Source organism: Limnothrix sp. HT2024 (genome assembly GCF_059138625.1).
This window is the reverse complement of sequence record NZ_CM181121.1, coordinates 2,590,636-2,612,511: the sequence shown is the minus strand read 5'-3', so window position 1 is coordinate 2,612,511 and position 21,876 is coordinate 2,590,636. Positions and strand designations below refer to the sequence as shown.

The following is a 21,876-nucleotide window of genomic DNA, read 5'->3' as shown; positions in this document are numbered from 1 at the left end:
TAAGCCCCTTGCTGCTTAACGATTAGGTGACGGTAACAGTCATGTAATTTGACCCAGCGAATTAAGGTAGCCGTGCTACTAGGTTGCTTCGCCCCGACCAAGGCTCGCTCCCTAGCGCACCACCGCCTGCTGGCGATCGAGCTGAATCAAGGTTTGGTTACCCCGCATCAGTCGATAGGAAGCGGTCCAAGTGCCTGGCATCAGGGGCGATCGGCGAGTGCCTTTGCCCACGTAGGTAATCCACTGTTTGTGATCTTGGTCGATCGGTCGTTGATAGTCCGTGACGATCGACCCATCGGGGGCCAACAGCTTGAAATATTCCACATCCCCCTTTTGCACCCCAAAGGCATGAACCCAAAAGGTGAGCGCCTCCGCCTGGCCGGGAATCTGGTTGCTTTGGAACTCGCCGCGCCACAGCTCATCCTCCACCGGTTGTTTGGGGGCAAAGCCGCTGCGAATTAGCCCCGTGGCCACATAGTTGCGTGCCCCGTCATTCCAAACCGTGTTGGAGTTGTTGCCCGTTGCGCAGCCCGCAATCCGATCGCCCCCCAACAGCGGATCCACTTCCTTGCCATCCTTGCGCACTGTCACATGCACATGGGGAAAGGTGGTCATGCCCGACAGACCCACCAGACCTAGGGGATTGCCCGCTTGGACCCGATCGCCAATTTTGACCCGCACGCTGCCCTGTTTCATGTGGCAATACTGGGTTTGCCAGCCGTTGCCATGGTCCAGCATTACGCCGTTGCCGCACTCAATGCCCGCCACGGTCGATCGTGCCTCGGGGGAAGTGAGCCGCCGATCGGGCACACCATCCCGCATGGCCGACACCGTGCCCGCCGCCGTGGCCACCACCGGCACAGCCGTTTGCGGAGTCCAGAAGGGAATTGCAAAATCCGTGCCGTTGTGGCCGTCATAGGTCAAGTGCCGACACATGGAATCCCGCTCGCCCGTGCTGGGGTCGTGGTCGGGATAGAGCATCACAAAGCAATCTTTGCCCAGTTGGCAATCGATCGGGCGGCGCAACAGGGCGGTGGCCGTTCTCTGGGCCAAGCGGTCATCGATCGGGCGCTCCGGAGCCGGAATGCTGGTGACACCGCCGGCCGGCGCGATCGCGGACGCGTCGGCCGCTTGGGCCAAAGCGGGGGAATCTGAAGGGGCCGATTGCCCGATCGGGCCCTTCAGACCCACCCAAGTCAACCCCGCGCCGATCAAGATCAAGGAGCCGATCCTTAGGGGCCATGCAAACATGTCACTCACCGTTATTGTTCAGAGAAATCAGAGTCGATCGCCAAAAAGCTGCCTTGCCCTAACCTTCCGAGGATGTGGTTGCCATCAGGAGACCACTCCATAGACCCGACAAAAATAGACCCGACCAAGACTGAGATGGCGATTCCTCAGACTTAGACCCCCCATGGCCCATTTTGGTTGCAACTTTTCGGCCGGTTGCTGGTTCAGTTTGTCTTGCTTCTGCGCTGCGAATCCTAAGCCTTGTGCCAAACACCAATAGTTGTGGGGGCAAGGGGCTTAAGCCCCTTGTCTACGTCGATCAGTGGAGCGGACAGAGTCGCAATTTTGGCTTTTCAGACATCCTCTAAGCCTTGTGCCAAACGGGCGATCGAGCAAGGTAACCGCCTGACCCCCCATCCCAAACCGGTTCGTTCTCGGGTTTGAGATTTCAGGCGGTTCCGTGATCATCCCATCCTATTCAGGATTCGTCATGATTTGTGAGCTTCTGGCAAGTCTCGGAATGCTTCAGTTGGGCTTGCAATAATCCCCCGTGGGCACGGCCCGCTCGATCGTGTAGGCCGCACCGGGCACGAGGATGAATTCGCTGGCTCCCACTTCGCTGTTGGGGTTGCCCCAATCGTAGGTGTAGCCCAAGCCGGTGAAGGGTTGCAGATTGGTGCGAATGCTGCGGTAATACAGCCCCTTAAAGAAGGTTTGATAGTTGGCGATGCCCGATCGGGGGGTGATGCCCGCCACCTTGGGCAAGTCCGCCGCCAGGGATTGGGGAAAATCTGCTTGGCACTGGCGATCGCTCACTTCCGGATCCGCACAGGGGCGAAACAAATCTCGCGCATCCACCCACATTTCCACAAACACGTCATAGTTCCAGGCCGGATCCAAGCCCAAATATTGCTGGAGTCGCAGTTTCAAATCCGCTTCGGTGGCGTTGGGATTCTGTTGGCGATATTGCCGACAAAGCTGTTGTACCTGGGGAGCCGCCGTGACCCAAATCAGTTGGTTTTCGTTGCTGGAACTGTTGGTGGCGGGTTTGATGAAGCGATCGAACGAGCTTTGGCTCTTCCAGGTCACCATCAACAATCGCTGGCGATCGGGATGCCAAACCAAATTCGGATTATCCGGCGTGAGGGGAATCAGATCCGCCACCTGCTCGGTGGGTTCCGCCACCGCCGCATCCCGAATCGCTTCGTTGTAGCGCTCCTTCGGGGATGGGTTCGCCTGCACCGCATTGGGGCCGATCGACAATGTGCAAACTAAACCCAGTGCTGCCCCAAGGACGCGCCGAGAAATTTGAGAGATTGAAACAGTCGAAAACATGGCTGTCAGGGGGTCTTCAACCTTGGTCAATCGCCATCCTAACCAGACTCCTGGGGATTGAGGGCTGGGGGTAAAGGCATTGAATCAATCGTTGAATGCAGAGCAATCACCCGATCGCCCCAATTTCTGAGGATTTTGCGAATTCTATAGATTTGTTGGTTGGATTAGATTTGTTGCAATTTACCTTGACCCTCGTTCACCAGAATTGACAAAAACCTTAGAACATTCGTGGTAACAAAAGGTTTAAACCCCTTGTTCAAGATTGGGCGCTGATTAGCTGAATCATTGGCTGAATCATTCGCGGCTATCCATTTTGGACATTGGGCATGGTTTGGCCCCGCTGTTCTGCGTTGGGAGCAGCGTGGCTATTTTTAGGAACTTTGTGGATGACTACGCCTACCTGCCGCCTCAATTTAGAAACTGGCTCCGTTGCTTTTGGGTATGCACCCGCTGCGGCCCGGCAATTACAAACGGAATTGAAAGGGTTGATTGATCGAATCAAGGCCGCCACCCAGGTGACTCCCGGCGATCGCCCCACGCCCCAAGCCAATTTGGACTATCAACATGCGGGAGAGGTGTTTTTGGAGGTGTTTTGTAACCCCAATATTTGGCCATCACCCTTTGCGGCGAAAGTGCTGTTGACCGTGCGGGACGATCGCATTCGGCTCAGTTTGGAAACGGCGCTCGATCGCCTGATGTCTGACCTAAATGATTACCTAGAGCAGGTTTAAGGTTGGTTGTCATTGCTTAACCCTCATCGTGGGGGACAAGGGGCTTAAGCCCCTTGTCCCCCACGATCTGGCAACGGTGGAATCAAGGTTTCAGGCGATTTGGTGATCGGTCTTAGGGCGCGTTCACCTGTTCGACTGGCTTTTCGACTGGCGGTGGAAAAGGTTGCTGCACAAATTCCATCAGAATGTCCGTGCAGCGGGCGATCGCCTTCAGATGGGCAATCTCGTAACCGTGGGTGTTTTGGGTGGGAAAGCCCAAGCAGGCGGCCCGGGGCACATGGCCAAATTTCATGGCGATCGAACCATCGCTGCCAAATCCGCTGATCACGGCGTATTGAATGGGTAAGTGCAATCGCTCGGCCGCCGCCTGTAGCGCCCGGTTCAGGTCTTCGTCATACAGCCCATAGGCATCCTGGGACAGCAACACCGGCACGGGCCCCGGGGCGATCGGGTATTCCGGGGCGATCGGGGCAATTTCCAACGCAATCAGGGCCGCCAGCTTCTGTTGTTGCGCAAAGTACATGGCTCCCAAGGCTCCCACCTCTTCCTTGGCGGAAGCAACCAGATATAGATCCATGGCCGGCGGCTCTTGGGCCAATAGCCGTGCTGCCAAGTCCAGCAAAATCGCCACGGAAGCCTTGTTATCGAGGGTGTAGCTGGCGATTTGGTTCGGGCCCAGGCGCAACGGTTGCTTGCGGTGTTTGCTCACCACGGCGCGGCTGCCGGGCCGAATGCCCGCTGCGGCCAACTCGGCAGGGATCCGACCCGTTTCTACCCAAGCCCGCTCCCAGGTCAGGGGCTGGTTGTCCTGCAAATTTCGCTGGGGGGACTCGTGGGACACATGGCGCGATCCAAAACTGAGCACGCCGGTAATGGTTTGGCGATCGCCCAACAGATCGATCGCCCCTTCGCCATAGACCCAAGGGAAAGCCCCGCCCAGCTTGCGCAACTGCACCCGCCCATCGGACTCAACGCCTTTGACGATCGCGCCGATCTCATCCTTGTGGGCCGTGATGGCGATCGGCTTGGCGGTGCGATCGCGCCCGGGAATCACAAAAATCAAATTACCGGCCTCGTCTTGATTCCAGGTCAACCCCAGCGCCTCGGCACGAGCGATTAACCAGCGATCGACCTCCTGTTCGGCCCCGCTGGGCGAATGACACATCACTAGGGCGCTGATGGTTGCAAAAAGTTCGTCATACATGGCGAGATCACGGGGCTGGGATGGTGGGGGAACTGGGTGGCAGGGTCTCGATCGCGATCGAAAATCCAAGAATCCAAACTATTCCTTCAAGGTTTGATTGAACAAAATTCGCCTTGATCAAGACTTGACTTGCAGAACTTTTTTGACTCGCAGAACCTTAATGATTGACTTGCAGAATTTTAACGATCGCCCTCCGTGGCCCGGCGCGCCTGTTCCCAAGCAATCCAAGCCGCTCGGTGAATATCCAGCCAAGAAATGGCCCGATCGCGTGCCAACGCGGCCACATCCTCAAATTCTGGGTGAACATTCTGAACAGTCCTGCGGGTTTTGTCTTGCCAAGCCACCTTCACCCGCACGGGGCCATAGTCCGTGTCCACCACTTCCAAATGGCGCGGCAAAACACGGCGCTGTTGAAACGATCGACGAATCCCAATCGTGGTGGTTTCCTGAAACAACACATCCTCACAGGCAGTGAACCGATCCAGGGGCGTAATCACCGTGATGGCCACGCCGGCCCGCGATTTTTTCATGGTCACCGGCTGCACAAAGGCATCCAGGGCCCCCACCTGCAACAACCGCTCGATCGCATAGGCGATCGCCTGGGGGCTGCAATCATCAATTTGGGTTTCCAACACCGCCACCGTTTCCAGGTCAGGATCATGGGGGCTGGCTAGGCTCTCTGGCCCCGGCAAAGCTGGGCCGGATTGACCCGGCAAAAACTGCCCTGATGTCAATGGCTGACCAGCCCGGGGAGACCACTCGGGGCGATCGCCTGGAGCCGGAGACTGCGGGCCCCGATCGCTCCGGGGCGCGGGCAAAATCGGTGGGGGCAACGGGGCCGATCGCACCAACGGAGCCGCCAAACCGGCGGGCGCTGCCAATTTCCCCAACCACAGCCGCACGATATTGGGCAACGGGAGCGATCGCTGGCCCGCGCCCAACCCCACCCGCTGAAGGGTCATGGCCGGCGGCGACCCGAACCCCTGGGCCAGTCCCACGGCGATCGCGGCTCCCGTGGGGGTCACCAATTCCCGATCGATCCCGTTGGCATAAACCGGCACTTGTCCCATTTCAAACAGCTTCAACACCGCCGGAACCGGCACGGGCAATCGTCCATGGGCCGCCCAAACCGTGCCGCCGCCCGTGGGCAAAGCGGAAAAGAAAACCTGCTCAACCCCCAACCAATCCAGCCCCAAACAGGTTCCCACCACATCCACGATCGCATCGATCGCCCCCACCTCGTGGAACTGCACCTGTTCTGGCGCAATCCCATGCACCGCCCCTTCTGCCTGGGCCAACTGCCAAAAGATCGATCGACTCCATTGCACCACCCGATCGGGTAGCGACGAACTCAGCAGCATCGCCTCAATGTCTGGCCAACGGCGGCTGTGGTGATGGGTGTGATGGTTGTGGGGATCGTGGTGATGATGATGATGCTCAGGGCTATGGTCGTGATCATCGTGTTTGTGCCCATGATGCTCGTGCCCATGATGCTCATGCCCGTGATTATCGTGTTTGTGCCCGTGATGCTCATGCCCATGATTTCCCAGAGCCTCAGGTGAGCGGGCAGATGGTTCAGTCCCTTCCCCCGGCTCATCCATGGGATCTTCCACTTGAAAGGAACCACCGGGCGATCGCCACTCCACGATCGCTTTCAAGGCTCGCTGGCCGTTGTGGTGCTTGGTTTGGCTGCTGAGGCGATATTCCTCAGCAATTCCCAGGCGATCGAGCTGCGATCGCACATAATCCAAGGGCACACCCACATCCAGCAGCGCCCCCAAACACATATCCCCCGCCAGCCCCGTTGGGCAATCAAAATAGGCCACCTTCATTTGTTTTGCCCTCCGCCCAAGTCTGAAAAATCTATCCCGCCATCTTGCTGGCAAGCGCTTTGGCAATCCGTTTGGGAGCCGGTCGATCGTTGGTCTTGATGATCTGTTGATGATCTGTTGATGAAATCTTGAGATCCGTTGGTTGGTTAATCGTTCAAGAACTGAGCGTGTTCGTGAATTTTGTGTGCCCGCCAATGCACTGATTATGAGTCAGCTTTGATCTGACCGTGTGGCCGCATCAGTTCGATCGATGGGCCCCTTGGTTGTGTTGGGGTCAGTCCACGGGGGTTCATCATAGTTTTCTTCCGGCTCCTGGTGATTGAGGGTTAATCAACAGTGAACTCAATGCATCTAGAAAATTGCCACATTACACCCCGTATAAATACTGAGTTAAAAATGCACCAGTGTTTTCAAAAAATGTCGAAATTGTCTGAATTTTGGTCGATTTTGAGAGTGAAATTGCTGATCCCGATTCAGTGATGATTGATGCACCGTCAGGGCCAACAATGAGCCACAATAAACAACAGATCATGCTACGGCGTGATTAGCCCCGATCGCCCCCCAATCCCAATTGATGAGCGGGCGATCGACCCGAAGACTTCTTGTCATCTCATCCCGAAGTCTTCTCGCGCCCTTTCCCAGGAAAATTTCCCCAGGGCGATCAATCACACCATCGCATTCTCTCAACGCCACCTCGGCCCAGTTGACCTCAACCACCCAACTGGCTCAACGCACTCAAGGACATCGACGAGGAAACGACCATGACGAACGCCTCCCGTCCCCCGGTTCCCCCGCCGCCGCCGCCGCCACCGCCCCGGGTTGCCCCGCCGCCGCCACCGCCGGTTGCCGGTCGTCCTCCGTCGCCTCCCCCGATCGGGAACAACGAGCAAACCCTCCCGATCAACATGGCTCCGCCGCGCGTGGCCCCACCGCCGGCCCCCACGGCTCCGCCGCCGCCCATGGCCCCGCCGCCACCGGCCGCCAACACGGTCACCACCCCCGCGCCACCGTCCACTGTGGTGCAGTCAGGGCCCCCCAGCGCTCCAGTGGCGGCCCAAGTGGCCCCGCCCCCGGTCAAGCGCAAGCCCTCCCCTGGTCAGCCGACCATGATTGACATTGTGAAGCGGGCAGACGAAGAAGGCTGCTCCGACGTTCACTTGGGAGTGAATGAAGTGCCCCGCTTCCGCAAGCGCGGTGACATCGTGCCCCTGGACTATCCCACCACCGACCTCGACACCTTCATGAGTTGGTTGGGAGAAATCATGAGCGAAGAAGATATCGCCTTTTTCCAAGAAAATTTGGACTATGACGGAGCTGCCGATCTGGGCTTCGTGCGGATTCGGATTAGCTGCTTTGATTCGTTGGCGGGCCCGGCCATGGTGTTGCGGCTGATTGGGGCCACCATTCTGAGCATGGAGCAGCTTAATTTGCCGCCCGTGTTCCGGGATGTTTGTCACTACCACAAGGGCTTGATTTTGGTGACGGGGCCCACGGGTTCCGGGAAATCCACCACCATGGCCGCCATGTTCGACTACATCAACAAGAGCATGGCGAAGCACATCATCACGATCGAGGATCCGGTGGAGTTTGTGCATATCAGCCAAAAATCCCTGATCAAGCACCGGGAAGTGGGGCGGCACACGCGGCAATTTTTCAACGCCCTGAAGGGGGCCCTGCGCCAAGACCCGGACATCATGTTGGTGGGAGAAATTCGGGACGCGGACACGATGAAAATCGCCCTGAAGGCGGCCTCAACGGGTCACTTGGTTTGCGGAACCCTGCACACCAACAGCGCCATCAAGACGATCGAGCGGGTGTTGGGGATGTTTCCCCCCAATGAGCACGCGGCCCTGCGGGTGAGCTTGGCCGAATCGTTGGTGGCGATCATTGCCCAAGGGTTGTGCAAAACCACCGATGGAAAACGAGCGGCCTACCACGACATCTTGATCGCCACCGATGCGATTAAGGAATACATCATCAAGGGCGAGATGGAGGAGATTAACCAGGTGATGCTGAAGTCAGAGTTTGACGGCATGATCACCATGAATAAGGCGCTGTTTAATCTTTACCAGGAGGGCCGAATCACGGAGGAAACGGCTCTGGAAAACTCGCCTACGCCGAATGAAATGGCCCAATTCCTACGCGGTCGGGTGTAGGTTGCGTTTGGGGGCAAGGGGCTTAAGTCCCTTGTCTCCGGTTGTCGTCAAAGCGCCTGAAACCCTGATTCCACCGTACCGACATCGTGAGGGGCAAGGGGCTTGAGCATTTTGTTACGACGACTGGGGCGACGACTGGGACATGGAAAATCAATCGTTTCCGCCTGATCCTAGGAAATGACGACAGGCCCGAAAGTCCCTTGTCTCCGATTCGGGCCTAGACGTTTTTCAGGGCTTCGGGTTGGTTTTGCAGCCACCGATCGACCCCGTGGCGTTGCAAGATAGTTTTGATTTCTTGGGCGATCGGGATGGGCTGTTCCACCATGCCCATATGTCCACAATCGGGAATTTCCCGCAGGTTTTCGCCCGACATGTCAAACAGCGGATGGAAGCTGGCCAAGTGGCGCACATAGCGCGGCTCCATCACGGAATCTTGGTTTCCGGCAATGAAGTAGGCCGGCTGGGTGAGCTGGGCCACCACCTGGGGCAAGCGATGAACTTCCGCTTCGGTGGTGGACTCCAACAGGGTCCAGAGGGCCGCCTCGGGATGGGCGGTCACAAAGTCGATCAGTCGTTGCCGACCCCATTGGCGGGCCACCGGGCGGGCCACGCTGTCGCGGCTGAAGACCCAATCGAGACCCGGAAAGGCCCGCAACCATTGGGGCCGAAATTGCACCAAGCGCTGGCCGACGGCCCGAAAGCGCTCAAATTCTTCTTTGAGATAAATGCCGCCACCGGAGTTGAGGCAAATGACCCCTTGAATCCGATCGGGAAATTTGTGGGCGCTCCACAGGGCGATCGCCCCGCCGAGAGAGTGACCCACAATCCAGGCGGTCTCAATTCCCAAATGCTCAAGCAGCCGATTTAAATCTTCGGCATAGGCTGCCGGGGCGTAGTTTTGGTAACGCTCGCGCGGCGTTGAAAATTGCTGGGGCTGGGTGGGTTGGGATGCCCCAAAACCGCGCAGGTCATAGGACAAACAAGGGATATGGGGCTGGAATTGGTCAATGAGGGGCTGCCAATAGTGGCGGCTGAGCAGCCAACCATGGACAAAGACCAAAGCCCAGCGGGTGGGGCGATCGGGATCGAGCCGGTAACTGTGGGGAACGCCGCGAATGGTGATGGTTGCCATACTCCGATCCTATCAGGAACAGCCCGATCCCTGGATCGGTTTGGAAGCGCAAGGGAAGCGGTTCCCAAGCAAAAGACTAGAGAATCTGAAACGGTCTGGTAGTGGTGGTTTTCAGGGTTTCAGCCTTTGACGGTTCCGGATTTTGGCTGCCCTGCCCGAAAGAAAAAAAGTTACGATCGACCCCCACGGCCGCCAGCCCAGCGAGACGGTAAATCGAGGCTAATCGCCCGATCGCCCCTCGAAATTGGCTCCGAGCAGGGCGATCGATCCCGATCCACCTCGATTCGCCTCGATTTGCCTCGATTTGCCTCGATCCACCGCGACCATGGCAATCAACGCAACAACAATCAACAAAACAGCGACGGGTCATCAGCAATGGCAACTGGCCACTGGCAACCGGCAATTAACAACTGCAAAAGCCAATCATCGCCGTAACGCATTGGGGGAGTAATTCTCAGAAGTTCTGATCTGGCTTTGTTCTCTCAGAACTATCGCCCCAAAACCACACTCCACCACACCTAATTCAGAATTACTGGATACCAGACTGAACTGGCTAAACGAACCGCAAACATGCTTTAGCTAATTCTGACTAATGCTGATTGGTGGAGGGTTGAAAATTCCGTTTTTGATGGAATCAAATTCTCGGAAATTGCATAACAAAATCCTAGAAAGAAAACGGAATCAACCCCCCAATTACAGGCTTCATCAAACGATCCTTAGCTCGCAGGATTGGCGAACACATACCGCACAAAATCGCGGCGGCCGCTGCCCCGGTGCGAGTTCCGAGTGCGTCGCACCACAGTGGGTGCAGCCTCTACGGACAGTTCTTGATGATTGGTCATTTGGGTTTCAGAAACCAAGGGAGTCATTGCGCCCGCCGGCAGCGATGGCGCAACCGCTAGGCACAAACCGAGCAGCATCGAAGCAGAAGGGAACAGGCGCATAGGAAGAAATCCATCTCGAACGTTGCTGCTCCTTCCTTCTGAAAAAAATCAACGAAATCAGGAAAACGAATCAACATTTTTAGTAAGAATTTTGATGTCTTTCTCCGGAACCTATTCCCTTTACGGTTCAGTGCCAATTCATTAACTGTCCTCGAATTTTGGGTGATAATTAGCTAATTAGAATCTCTTCGTTCGGGGGGACAGGAAACCGGATTTTGGGGAGAAATTGGGGTCAAAATTGCGATCGCCACGGCATCAGTGCTGGTTGAATGGAGAATTGACGAACACCAAGGAAGATTCGCCGTTGTCTGGATTGGCCAATTCACAAACCGACCTACGGGCAAACTCGCTGGTCAGCACGATCGAGGCAATTTTGTACCTCAAGGGACAGCCCCTCAGTTTGGCGGAGATTGCCGACTGTGCCGGTTGTGCGCGAGATCTGGCCCACGAGGCCTTGCTGGACTTGATGAACGACTATGCCCAGCGGGACACGGCGTTGGAGGTGGTGGAACTGCGCAAGGGCTGCTACACGTTGCAATTGCGCGATCGATTCCAGTCCCTGGTGGAGCGGCTGATTCCGGCGGACTTGGGCGTGGCGGCATTGCGAACCTTGGCGGTGATTGCCCTCAAGGGGCCGCTGCCGATGGCGGATTTGGTCGATTTACGCGGCTCCGGAGCCTATCAGCATGTGCAGGAGCTGGTGGAGCGAGATTTTGTGAAAAAACGGCGCTATGGGCGATCGTCCATGGTGCAGGTGAGCGAAAAGTTCCACCGCTACTTTCAGTTGGATGTGGAAAATCAGAATTCCGCGCAGTTGGAGTTGGCGCTCAATCAGTTGCGATCGAGCCTGCCGCCCGATGAGGATGCGGCCGAAGACCCAGAAGATCCAGAAGACCTCGATCGGGATTCGGTTGATCCAGATCTGGACTGAGAATCTGAGCTGGGAATTTTAGGAACTGTCGTCCAATCGCCTGAAACCCTGATTCCACCGTTGGCGAATTGTGGGGGACAAGGGGCTTAAGCCCCTTGTCTAGGGTGGTTAGAGTATGGAAGATCAACCGTTTTGACTAGATCCTAGAAAACGACGACAGGCCCTAAGGGTAATGATTTTGAGGAAATTTCTGAGCCGATCGGGAGTGTGCATCCCTTGAAATATCTTTGGCATCAGTGGTTAGCTGCCGCCTCAGAGCGGCCAGACCTGCGGGCCCCGATCGCGGTGGCCTTGGGGGCCATTCCCGGTGCGTTGGGGCGTTATTATCTATCGCTGCTTTGTGCGCGGCTGTGGGGCACGGGTTGGCCGATCGGCACGTTTTTGGTGAATTTGTCTGGGGCGGTGTTGATGGGGCTGTTTGTGGGGTGGATGACGGATCGATCGCCCCTGTATCCCGAATTGCGGCTGTTGTTCGCCGTGGGATTTTTAGGCTCCTACACCACCTTTTCTAGCTACATCTTGGATGCGTCAAATCTGGCGCGATCGGGGGCTTGGGCCATGAGCTTGGCCTATGGCTTCGGCAGCTTCGCCCTCGGTTGGTTGGGTTTGGAATTGGGGCGTTGGCTCATTGACCGTTGGCGCTAGTTGACTGGTTCAAGGTTGCCAGCCGGTTTGATCTGGCTCATTGGATGTTTTGTAAAGAGAATTTCACAAAAACTGAGCAAAAACTCTTCTGGTTGGCATTCCCTGAAAAACGTAATTCAGTGGGGAGTAATAGCAACTTTGACCGGGATCTATCCACGAGGTTTCAGTCCTGGTTTAGGTTGCTATTCAGGCGACGAAACCCAAATCTTCAGTGGCCAAGGTCGCTCTGCAATCCCCATCAAGCTGCGTAACCGCGCTCATCATCACCGTCGGGAAAAGACCTGGGGGATCGATCGGGATCGCCAGAGTTTGGTTGGTGGTTGCCCATGCCCACTTTGTAATTGTTTTGTTGTAACTCTCGGTATTCCTCGAGAGTAAGACTCCCATGGGTTGCTGTATTTGATCCCTGGATTTATGAACCTAGTTGAAATAACGTCAACTTCTGTTGATTTCCCTAGACGCTGACTCAGAACCGGTTTATCTTCAAGTCAAGGTACGAAAGAAGCAAGAAACGCTTCTCTCTAAGGACAGTTCCCGGTGCGTACCTCCTGCCGGAGACTGGCACGACTTCCTCTTCTGTGTTGCATCCGAAGCTTGTTGTTCAAGTAGCGTTTGCGCCATGCGGCGATCGAACCGGTAGCTGTTGATAAAACTAGCTCATTCGGGAGGTCATGAATCGTGAGGTTCGCACCACAGGCGCTGCTAACAAAGCAGTCTGAATCGACTGAAGTGATGCCCGATTGACCGAAGTTGTGTGTCGTTGTCCACCCGATTGATTAGCTGTTGAGAGTAAAACCTGTTGAGTGATTCCTGTCTTCAAATAGCCAGCGAAAGCAAAAAGGTCTAGTCCGCGTCTGGGCTAGACCTTTTGAGTTTGGAGGCTTGAATTTTGAAGCTTGAGCTTTTAGGTTTGAATGTTTAGTGTCAAGTGTTTAGCGTTAAGTGGTTAGTGTTACGTGTTTAAAGTGTTTAGCATTGAGCTGCTAAGCTGGGATTCCTAATTCAGGACTGGGAGCGATCGAGCCGTTTTGCAATCCAGCGGCCAATCCCGTTTAAAATTGCACCCGCCATCAGAATGCCCAAGGCCGGCTGCCATAGGGGTTGCCACAGGGAATACCACAGATCAAACCCGAAAGGCTTGTGGAGACTGCGACCAACCACGGCGATCGCCAGCCAAGCAAAGCTCAAAAACACCAAAAACAGATTGGCCATCAGCGCGCGATCGGCCCACAGCCAAAATTTAGTTTGCCAATTGGGGGAAGAAAGGGGAGCGGTCATTGGTCTTAGGTTCGCTGGTGCGGTTTTTGTGGTGATCCTGTGGCGTTAATTGCGTTAACTAGGAGTTGTATCATGCCCCGTTTCCCAATCGCCCTTTCCCTTGCAAAATCCAACATTCAACCCCGCTGGTCAACCGACTGGTCAACCCGCTGAGGCAACCGATCGCCCGATCGAGCCAGCCGCGCCCCACCTGGAAACCCTAGCGATTCATGCGGGCCGCGCGCCCGACCCCGCCACGGGAGCGATCGCCCCGCCGCTATATCTCACCAGTACCTTTGAGCGATCGGCCGATGGTTCCTATCCCCAAGGCTATCTCTACAGCCGGTTAGATCATCCCAACCGCCGATCGCTCGAAACCTGTTTGGCCGCCCTCGAAGGCGGCGCGGTGGCCGCGGCCTTCAGCTCCGGCGCAGCGGCCATGATGGCAGCGTTGCAAGCCCTCGGGCCCGGGCAGTTGGTGGCCCCGCGCGATCTCTATCGCGGCACGGCCCAACTGATGGAACAGGTGTTGCAGCCCTGGGGATTGGCGGTGGTTTGGGTGGATGCCACGGATTTGGCACAGGTGGCCGCCGCCCTCACGCCCGAAACTCGCGCCGTTTGGGTGGAAACGCCTTCCAATCCGTTGCTGAAGCTGTCGGATATTCGGGTGATCGCCCAGTTAGCCCAAGCCGCCGGGGCCCTTTGCATTTGCGACAACACTTGGGCCACCCCTCTGTTGCAACGGCCCCTGGAATTGGGAGCCGATTGGGTTGTCCATTCCACCACCAAATATCTCGGGGGCCATAGCGATGTCACCGGCGGGGCGGTCATTGCCCGCGAACTGACCCCGGCCTTTGAGCGATTACAACAGGTGCAGCGGCTGGGTGGATCCGGATTGGCTCCCTTTGACTGCTGGCTGACCCTGCGTAGCGTGGCCACCTTGCCGGTGCGAATGGCGGCCCACTGTGCCAATGGACGGCAGGTGGCGGCCTGGTTGCAATCGCACCCGGCGATCGAGGCGGTTCACTATCCCGGCCTGCCGGATCATCCCCAGGCGGCCTTGGCGCGATCGCAAATGAAAGACTTTGGGGGCATGGTGTCGGTGCAAGTGCGGGGCGATCGCCCGGAAGCCCTGGCCGTTGCCGCCGCCCTTCAGATCTTTACCCGGGGTACCAGTCTCGGCGGCGTGGAAAGTTTAATTGAGCACCGCGCCTCGATCGAGGGGCCCGGAACCACCACCCCAGAAAACCTGCTGCGCCTCTCGATCGGCCTTGAGCACCCAGACGATTTATTGGCCGATTTGGCGCAGGCCTTGGCAAAAGTGTACGGACTCGGGGCGTGGTCGCACGTATACCCCCTTGTTGATCCCCGAGTATGATAAAACCGTCCTGAAAGCAGCCATGGCGATGCCCTCGTGATTCCCTCCCAAGACCAGGATTGGACATCTGATAACGGGTTTGATGATGTATATCGTCAGGCCTGTGGTGGCAGCATTGCCGCGATCGTCCAGATTCTGAATCAGAAGTTGGCTTCCGACCAAATTCGCACCCGCGCCATCATTGCGGGTGGTAGCTTGCAGTTGCTGTGTGAAGCACCCACAGCGGAAAACCTCGATCGCGACTATACCGTCGAGCGAGTGCGCGCCATCTTGGAACAGGTGGCCCCCCGAGGGATCCGCAAAGTTACCCTCTATGCCCGTCTCGTACAAGAACAGCAGCTTTTGTGGCTAGAGGCGATCCAGCGAGAGCCGGAGGATCTGCTGTGGTCAGAGCCGATGATTTTGAAGCGATCGCACTGGTTCCGGTGGGTTTTTCGCAATCTCACCTCCCGCCAACGAGACCTCAATCTACCCACTCTGGGATCCACCTTGCCCGCCAAGGCCGCCCGTACCCAATTTTGGGTCGGAGCCGCCGGGGGAGCGATTTTGAGTGTCTTTTTGCTGGGGCTAGTGGCCTGGAATTTGAAATGGATCACCATTGGCAACCCGCCGGCCACCCCCACCGCCAGCGCCACCAATGATCCCTTCGTGAAGGCTGTTCGTTTGGCGGAAACGGCTGCTCTTGGGGGGCAAACGGCCAAAACGCGCCAGCAGTGGCTAGAACTAGCGACCCAGTGGCAAGCTGCCGCCGACTTGATGGAGCAAGTGACTCCGGATGATCGTCGGGCCGCCACCGCGCGCGATCGGGCCCAGCGTTACCGCCAAAACAGCCAACAGGCCCGCCAACAGGCCGAGCTAGCCCCCGCCGCCTTGCCCTAAAGCCTGTCATCAAATTTCTGCCCGAATTCTGCTTTTAGCCCTAACTTTTGCCCTAATTCTTCTGTTGCAAAAAGACAAGGATTGCAACGCCTGCCCGAGACCAAATTGGCTTTGTTGTTGATGAAAGCTAAATGATCGATCGGACATGTTTTCCTAACTCCTGACTGATTAGTGGGAGGGCGCGATCGCTAGGATAGAATGGTGATTACTGTCAAGCTTGCCATGGTTGACTATAAACTGTTGACTGAAATCAGTTAACTATAGAAAGTTGACTGAAATGAGTTGACCACACAATTCAAAACCCGATCGCCCCGGCCAAATTGCTCCTATGTCTATTCGGCACTTTTCCGCGCGATTGAGTGCAATTTCCATGTTTATCGATCGCGCCTTTAAAGTTGATGATGCCAAGATTAACAGCGTAAACCGTGCCTACACTCCTGAAGAATGGCAGCGATTCGGAGCCGCCGAACACGATCGCGCCACAAGTTTACTGTTAGATTACGAAGGCATTGTCCTACGAGCCGCTTTAAGTGAATTAAATTCCGTGGTGGAGTATGAGCTGAAGTGGGTGGTGAGGTCAATTTATCAAAAAAAATATGGCTCCCACCGCGACTATCGCCGCAAACTTTCCCACAAGACGATCGCGGAAATTTATCGAATTATTGAACGTGAATTTCAAGTCAAAATAGAAACTTTGCCAGGATTTCAGGACGTGGAAGCCATGCGCAAAGTCGTGAATGCCTATAAGCATGATGATGGTTATAGCGGTCAATATCAACCGTTTTTAACCATCTCTATTGAAAAGAAATACGAATTAGATATCCAAATGGTTCGGGACTATCTGCAAGCCGTTGAAGTATTTTTGCAAGCTTTGCCCGGCGAACGATTGCAATTGGGGCAAGATGTGCGGATTAAACCCATTCGGAATCCGGCGGGCTTTGGGGAATAGTGGGTTTTGGCGAATCGGTGGCCGGTCATGACAACCGGTCACGACAATTGGTCATGATGACCGGGCATGACGACTAGCCATCAACTGGGGAGCGCCGTCTGATCATCGCTAACTCCCCGCGATCGAACAAATATCGAACAAATATCGAACAGATGAGGTTGCCCTCAACGTCCCAACTCAGGTGGGAACCAGTTCGCCGGGTCGCAGCCGGGCCCAGCGGCCTTGGTCAGCCGTGAAGCTTTGGCAACCCACCACATCCCACTCCATTTCGATTTCGTTGTCGCGCGGTCGGATGTTGACATTAATGCTGGGTTCGATCGGCTCAAAATCCGGCGAATCCGTCAAATGTGCCTGTTGATGTTGGGCTTCAACCGCGTGGTAAGTCGTGCAGCGATCGATATAAAGGCAGTTGATACAAATGCACATGGCTTGGGCACTCCTTGGCTATTCAAACAAGGCCCGGCGAGCGATCGCACCAAAGACCACCACGGTTCGATCGCAGCCCCAGTTTTAATCTAGCTTGCGCCCATCGCAATAGACATCTCGCCTCCTTCCCAAGCTATGCCATTCTAGAGAAGACAACTCATCAGGCAATTGTCATCAGGCGATTGTCACACTGGGGGCGGTTTTTGCCCGCTGGCGATGTCCCAGTTCTCGGCTCGACAGCGTTGTTTCGTTTTGTTTAGAGATTGTTTAGGGATTGTTGAGGGCATTGATCAGAAGGCTCATGGGCGATGATCAAGCGATGACCAAAACTGATCGCCAAAACGGTCATCGGCAAATTTGCACGAAACACGGCCAGTTCGGTCGTGTCAGCCTGGGCCGCGGATGAAGCCAACTTCGCCGCGATGGTGCAGGAAGTTCCCTGATTGCTAGCATGTTGCGGCAATGGCTTAGGGAAATCGTGACGGCGGTGTCGAGCCATTCATCGGGTCGTTAATGTACGAGCCATTCATCGGGTCGTTAATGTAGTTGATGCAAACCTTGTTGCGGGCGCGCGTAACGCGGTTGATCCAACAGTGGCTTCAGCGAATTCCGGTTGTCAGGACAGCGATCGAATACTTAGCTGCGGTCAATGTGGCGGCGGACGATGGGAGCAATCTCGATCGTATGTCCTATGAAGGCTGGCAAAATCGCTTCCTGTTAGCTCGGGTTCGGTTAGCCTTTGGGTTAGGGCTGCTGATTTCCTGGAGCTTTGCGGTCTTAGACCTGGCGCGATCGGTCTTGCGCCAGGAAACCCTCAGTTGGGATAACGTGGCCGCACGGTTGGCCACCCTGATTAGCCTGTTGGGGTTTTGGTATTTATCCGACACCCGCTGGGGAGCGCGTCATCTGCGGGTTCTGTTTTTGGGGTTTTTATTTTCCTTCCAAATCGTCCCCGAAACTTGCCAGGTTCTGTTGTCGCCCGTGACCCTGAACCGGTTGCCCCCGCGTCTGTTTGGGTGGGCCTTTGGTTTTTTTGCCCAAGCGACCCTCATTCCGGCGCGCTGGCCCCTGCATGTGTTGTCCCAAGCCTTGGCGTTGATCCATTCCTTTGGGCTGCGGGAATTGCTGGGGGCGGCCATTCGCTCCTCACCGATCCAATCGCGATTTGGCCTGTTGCTAGAGCTGTTTTGGATTTGTGTGGTTTGCGATTTGTCGGTTTATCTGTATGAACGGCTCCAGCGCGCGGAATTTAGCGCCCGCAGCAAGCTAGCCGATGCCTATGAACAAGTGGAGGCGGCCGAGGCCAAATATCGCAGCATCTTTGAAAACGCCGTGGAGGGAATTTTTCAGTCCACGGTGGATGGATCTTTCATCAGCATGAATCCCGCCCTGGCACGCATTTTGGGTTATGACTCGCCGGAAGCTGCGATCGCGGGAATTACGGAAATTCCGAGTTTGTATTCAGATCCCAAGCGGCGGGATGAGTTTTGCCACATTCTGGCCACAGAGGGCCAGGCGATCGCCTTTGAATCTCAAATTTATCGATCGGACGGTTCCACCACCTGGATTGTGGAAAATGCCCGAGCGGTCTATGACGTGCGGGGGCAAATCATTGGCTATGAGGGCACGGTGGCCGATGTCAGCACCCGCAAAGCGGCCGAGGTGGAAATTCGCCGCGCCCTGGAAGCCGAAAAAGACCTGAACCGCATGAAATCCCAGTTCGTGTCCATGACTTCCCACGAATTTCGCACCCCCTTGACCACCATCCTGGCCTCGGCGGAAGCCCTGGAGCACTATGGTGATCGGTGGGGGCCCGATAAAAGTCGCAACTATCTCCGCCGCATCCAAACCATGGTGCATCACCTGACGGAGTTGTTGGAGTCGGTGTTGGTGTTGGGGCAGGCGGACTCGGGGCGGTTGCAGTTTCGGCCGGGGCCCGTTGACCTGGAAGGGTTCTGCAACGGGTTGGTGGAGGAAATGTCTTTGAACCTGAAGGCCAACCAGGCGATCGAGTTTCGAGTGGTGAACCGAGGGGCGGCGGCTCCAGTGTTGGCCATGGATGAAAAGCTGCTGCGGCACATCCTGTCTAATCTGCTGTCCAATGCGTTGAAATATTCCCCCAACGCCAGCACCACTCAGTTTCGGTTGATCTATGCTCCGGAGTCTGTGCGGTTCGTGATTCAAGATCAGGGCATTGGCATTCCAGCGGCCGATCGGGAGCGTTTGTTCGAGTCCTTCCACCGGGCTGGCAATGTGGGAACCATTCCCGGGACTGGGTTGGGCCTGGCGATTGTCAAGCGATCGGTTGACTTACACGGGGGACAAATCCAAGTAGACAGCACCGAAGGCGTGGGAACCACCTTCTCGGTCACCCTACCGGTCACCCCTTGGCAACCGCTCAGCAGTGAAGAAGATCACCTCTGATTTTGAGTCTTGAACCTTGAACCAGTCTTGAGCGTTGGGGGCGGTTGGCAGACCACGGCGGCCGCGGTCTACCGGGTGCTGTTCTGAGCCAGACCGGCCAGGTTCAATCCTGGAAAGGAAGTCCATAAAATGGGTAGCCATTGAGTTAATCGATTCTTTGTGCACAACGCATCGGGTTAAGGGAGCGATCGCCGTGACCAAAATTTTGACCATCGAAGACGAACCGGATGTTCGGGAAATTATTCTCGATATTTTGGAAGCCGAGGGGTATGAGGTGGCGGGAGCCGCTGATGGCAATGCTGGCGTTCGTTTGGCCGAAGCCTTCCAACCCGATTTAATTCTGTGCGATGTGATGATGCCGGAGTTGGATGGCTATGGGGTGCTGGCGGCCCTGCGCCAATCGCCCATTACCGCCACAACTCCCTTTGTGTTCCTGACGGCCCGCACCACCAAGGGTGATGTGCGCCAAGGAATGCATTTGGGAGCCGATGATTATTTAACGAAGCCGTTTACGCGGGATGAGCTGCTGGGGGCGGTGGCCGCTCGGTTGCAACGCCAGTCAGCAACCCAAAAGCAATCCCAAGAACAGCTCGATGCGTTGCGCTATAGCATTGCGTTTTCGCTACCCCATGAGTTGCGAACGCCGCTGAATGGCATTGTGGCCACGTCGCAGTTCATGCTGGAAGAGTTGGAGGATTTGGATCCCGAAGAAACCCGCGAGATGCTGACGGATATTCACAATTCAGGTCAGCGTTTGTTTCGGTTAATTCAAAACTTTTTGCTCTACGCGGATCTGGAGTTAGCGGCTCGGGATCCCCAGCGGTTGCATGAGCTGCGACAACTGCAAGTGGAGAGTCCGGCGGCGGTGGTTGAAACAACGGCACGCCGCCAGGTGCAGGACTGGGCGGGGCGATCGGCTGATTTGTCGGTGCAGACGGTGGATGCGATCGTGGGGATTTCAGAATCGGCGCTGCAAAAGATGGTGATTGAGTTGGTGGATAATGCCTGCAAGTTTTCGCAGCCGGGCCAGCCGATCGCGGTGTTTACGGCAATTCAGGGCGATCGCTACCAGTTGGTGGTGAAGGATAGCGGCCGGGGCATGACTTCGGATCAGATCAAATCGGTGGGGGCCTATCAACAGTTCGATCGCAAGTTGCATGAACAACAGGGGTCGGGTTTGGGGTTAACCCTGGCCCAGCGACTTTGCACCCTCTATGGGGGAACCCTGACCATCACCAGCGAACCGGAAGGGGGCACGACGGTGCTGGTTGATTTGGGCGTGCAGGAGCGATCGATATCCTAAGAACGGAACCGAAAAGCAGGATGGGGCTGCCTCCATTGCTCAACGTTACAACCCGGCTGTGATTGTTACGACCCGTGACCCGGGCTGTTACGATGCGATTTAGCGGCGCTGGCAATGGAGTTCAGGTCAATTTGTGGGCATTCCCAGGGACTGGATTCATCCGCCCTGAGCCATTGAGGGTCGCTGGCTGTTGCGCTGTTTTGGAAATGGCTATGTCGTCGGACTCACCCAAGTCGGTTGGAACCGAACCCACGAAGGGATCGTGGCGGCGGGCGATCGCTCGTCTGCTGCGGGGCCTGATTCGCTTGTTGGACTGGGCGGCGACGGAACTGGAAGCGGAATCGGCCTTGCCTCCGGCTACCCAAGTGCGATCGCCCCGGTTGACCCCAGCCCAAGCGGGCCATCAAGTTTTAGGCTGGGCCCGCCCTTGGCTGCCCGAATCCCTGCGGAAGCTGTCCGATCGCAATCTGACTATTGCCCTGTCGATAATGGGGGGCGTGGTGTTGGTTGCCGCGATCGCCATTTTCCCGCCTAGGTTTCAACCGGCCACGGTGGCCCAACAACCGCCGGAGTCTCAGCCTGCTCCTCTCAAGCCGTTGATTCCCACCCTGTTGGAACTGCCCTCTGATGCGGAGGAAGCGGAACCGATCACCCCCTCTGGCAACGGAGCGGCGGGATCTGAGTCCGTGCCTCGGACAACGGGAATTTCTGATCAGACTGCCGCAGAACCTGTAGATGTGGGAGCCGCCGAGACTGCACCGGTTCCTAGTCAGCCGCCCAAACTGGAGCGATCGCCGGAACAACAATTAATTGCAGCAATCCAAGATGAAACCAGCGAAATTGCCACTCGCTACGGTGATCAAGCGTTGGTGGACTCCATTCAGGCTGATTTTCGCGCCAGTCGGCTGATTGTGACGGTTCCGGCGGATTTGTGGTACGGGTTGGGCGATCGTAATCAGGATCGGTTTGCGGCGGATTTGTTGAAGCGATCGCGCCGTTTAGATTTCAACAAGCTGGAGCTACAGGATCGAGAGGGGCAACTGTTGGCCCGCAGTCCAGTGGTGGGCGATCGGGTGGTGATCTTTCAGCGATCGGCTGATGGCGAGATCACGAATTGAGC

The 21,876-nt window shown here is 56.3% G+C and carries 19 protein-coding genes; 11 read left to right on the top strand and 8 right to left on the bottom strand.

Going from position 1 to position 21,876, the window contains the following annotated elements:
• Positions 1-111: 111 nt before the first annotated feature.
• Complete coding sequence (locus AC2IAX_RS10460) at positions 112-1,251, bottom strand: M23 family metallopeptidase (RefSeq protein ID WP_494387454.1); 1,140 nt, start codon at positions 1,249-1,251, stop codon at positions 112-114.
• Between the two features lie 504 nt (positions 1,252-1,755).
• Complete coding sequence (locus AC2IAX_RS10455; RefSeq protein ID WP_494387453.1) at positions 1,756-2,565, bottom strand: hypothetical protein; 810 nt, start codon at positions 2,563-2,565, stop codon at positions 1,756-1,758.
• Positions 2,566-2,951: 386 nt separating this feature from the next.
• Between AC2IAX_RS10455 and AC2IAX_RS10450 the strand changes: the two genes are divergently transcribed.
• The gene (locus tag AC2IAX_RS10450) at positions 2,952-3,296 is read left to right on the top strand and encodes a hypothetical protein (protein WP_099534925.1); all 345 of its coding nucleotides are present in this window, start codon (positions 2,952-2,954) and stop codon (positions 3,294-3,296) included.
• 112 nt (positions 3,297-3,408) lie between these two features.
• Here AC2IAX_RS10450 and AC2IAX_RS10445 read toward each other — a convergent pair whose 3' ends face one another.
• The gene (locus tag AC2IAX_RS10445) at positions 3,409-4,500 is read right to left on the bottom strand and encodes a M42 family metallopeptidase (protein ID WP_494387452.1); all 1,092 of its coding nucleotides are present in this window, start codon (positions 4,498-4,500) and stop codon (positions 3,409-3,411) included.
• Positions 4,501-4,679: 179 nt separating this feature from the next.
• Positions 4,680-6,332 carry a nickel pincer cofactor biosynthesis protein LarC gene (larC, locus tag AC2IAX_RS10440; protein WP_494387451.1) on the bottom strand — a complete coding sequence of 551 codons (1,653 nt, stop codon included), beginning with the start codon at positions 6,330-6,332 and terminating at the stop codon, positions 4,680-4,682.
• A 761-nt stretch (positions 6,333-7,093) separates the two neighbouring features.
• On the opposite strand from larC, the gene AC2IAX_RS10435 reads away from it, so the two are divergent.
• Positions 7,094-8,488 carry a type IV pilus twitching motility protein PilT gene (locus AC2IAX_RS10435; protein WP_494387450.1) on the top strand — a complete coding sequence of 465 codons (1,395 nt, stop codon included), beginning with the start codon at positions 7,094-7,096 and terminating at the stop codon, positions 8,486-8,488.
• A 217-nt stretch (positions 8,489-8,705) separates the two neighbouring features.
• On the opposite strand, the gene AC2IAX_RS10430 is transcribed toward AC2IAX_RS10435, so the two are convergent.
• On the bottom strand, positions 8,706-9,620 hold the full coding sequence (locus AC2IAX_RS10430) for an alpha/beta fold hydrolase (protein ID WP_494387449.1): 915 nt from the start codon (positions 9,618-9,620) through the stop codon (positions 8,706-8,708).
• Between the two features lie 325 nt (positions 9,621-9,945).
• Here AC2IAX_RS10430 and AC2IAX_RS10425 point away from each other — a divergent pair, with 325 nt between their 5' ends.
• The gene (locus tag AC2IAX_RS10425) at positions 9,946-10,071 is read left to right on the top strand and encodes a hypothetical protein (RefSeq protein ID WP_494387448.1); all 126 of its coding nucleotides are present in this window, start codon (positions 9,946-9,948) and stop codon (positions 10,069-10,071) included.
• Between the two features lie 265 nt (positions 10,072-10,336).
• Here the strand turns inward: AC2IAX_RS10425 and AC2IAX_RS10420 are convergent, their stop codons facing one another.
• Positions 10,337-10,564 carry a hypothetical protein gene (locus tag AC2IAX_RS10420; protein WP_494387447.1) on the bottom strand — a complete coding sequence of 76 codons (228 nt, stop codon included), beginning with the start codon at positions 10,562-10,564 and terminating at the stop codon, positions 10,337-10,339.
• Positions 10,565-10,877: 313 nt separating this feature from the next.
• Here AC2IAX_RS10420 and scpB point away from each other — a divergent pair, with 313 nt between their 5' ends.
• Complete coding sequence (gene scpB / locus AC2IAX_RS10415; protein WP_494390353.1) at positions 10,878-11,495, top strand: SMC-Scp complex subunit ScpB; 618 nt, start codon at positions 10,878-10,880, stop codon at positions 11,493-11,495.
• A 216-nt stretch (positions 11,496-11,711) separates the two neighbouring features.
• Complete coding sequence (gene crcB / locus AC2IAX_RS10410; RefSeq protein WP_494387446.1) at positions 11,712-12,140, top strand: fluoride efflux transporter CrcB; 429 nt, start codon at positions 11,712-11,714, stop codon at positions 12,138-12,140.
• A 1,002-nt stretch (positions 12,141-13,142) separates the two neighbouring features.
• Here crcB and AC2IAX_RS10405 read toward each other — a convergent pair.
• Positions 13,143-13,418 carry a DUF8620 family protein gene (locus AC2IAX_RS10405; RefSeq protein WP_494387445.1) on the bottom strand — a complete coding sequence of 92 codons (276 nt, stop codon included), beginning with the start codon at positions 13,416-13,418 and terminating at the stop codon, positions 13,143-13,145.
• Between the two features lie 169 nt (positions 13,419-13,587).
• On the opposite strand from AC2IAX_RS10405, the gene AC2IAX_RS10400 reads away from it, so the two are divergent.
• The 3 genes from AC2IAX_RS10400 (at position 13,588) to AC2IAX_RS10390 (ending at position 16,603) form a co-directional block, all read left to right on the top strand.
• The gene (locus AC2IAX_RS10400) at positions 13,588-14,775 is read left to right on the top strand and encodes a trans-sulfuration enzyme family protein (protein WP_494390352.1); all 1,188 of its coding nucleotides are present in this window, start codon (positions 13,588-13,590) and stop codon (positions 14,773-14,775) included.
• A gap of 36 nt (positions 14,776-14,811) precedes the next feature.
• Entirely contained in the window at positions 14,812-15,654 is an 843-nt protein-coding gene (locus tag AC2IAX_RS10395; RefSeq protein ID WP_494387444.1) for a hypothetical protein, read from the top strand.
• 328 nt (positions 15,655-15,982) lie between these two features.
• The gene (locus AC2IAX_RS10390) at positions 15,983-16,603 is read left to right on the top strand and encodes a hypothetical protein (RefSeq protein WP_494387443.1); all 621 of its coding nucleotides are present in this window, start codon (positions 15,983-15,985) and stop codon (positions 16,601-16,603) included.
• Positions 16,604-16,780: 177 nt separating this feature from the next.
• Here AC2IAX_RS10390 and AC2IAX_RS10385 read toward each other — a convergent pair whose 3' ends face one another.
• Positions 16,781-17,029 (bottom strand): Ycf34 family protein, encoded by a 249-nt coding sequence (locus AC2IAX_RS10385; RefSeq protein WP_494387442.1) that lies wholly within the window; start codon positions 17,027-17,029, stop codon positions 16,781-16,783.
• 549 nt (positions 17,030-17,578) lie between these two features.
• Here AC2IAX_RS10385 and AC2IAX_RS10380 point away from each other — a divergent pair.
• The 3 genes from AC2IAX_RS10380 (at position 17,579) to AC2IAX_RS10370 (ending at position 21,874) form a co-directional block, all read left to right on the top strand.
• On the top strand, positions 17,579-19,453 hold the full coding sequence (locus AC2IAX_RS10380; RefSeq protein ID WP_494387441.1) for a sensor histidine kinase: 1,875 nt from the start codon (positions 17,579-17,581) through the stop codon (positions 19,451-19,453).
• A 193-nt stretch (positions 19,454-19,646) separates the two neighbouring features.
• On the top strand, positions 19,647-20,756 hold the full coding sequence (locus AC2IAX_RS10375; protein WP_494387440.1) for a hybrid sensor histidine kinase/response regulator: 1,110 nt from the start codon (positions 19,647-19,649) through the stop codon (positions 20,754-20,756).
• 206 nt (positions 20,757-20,962) lie between these two features.
• Entirely contained in the window at positions 20,963-21,874 is a 912-nt protein-coding gene (locus AC2IAX_RS10370) for a hypothetical protein (RefSeq protein WP_494387439.1), read from the top strand.
• Positions 21,875-21,876 lie beyond the last annotated feature (2 nt).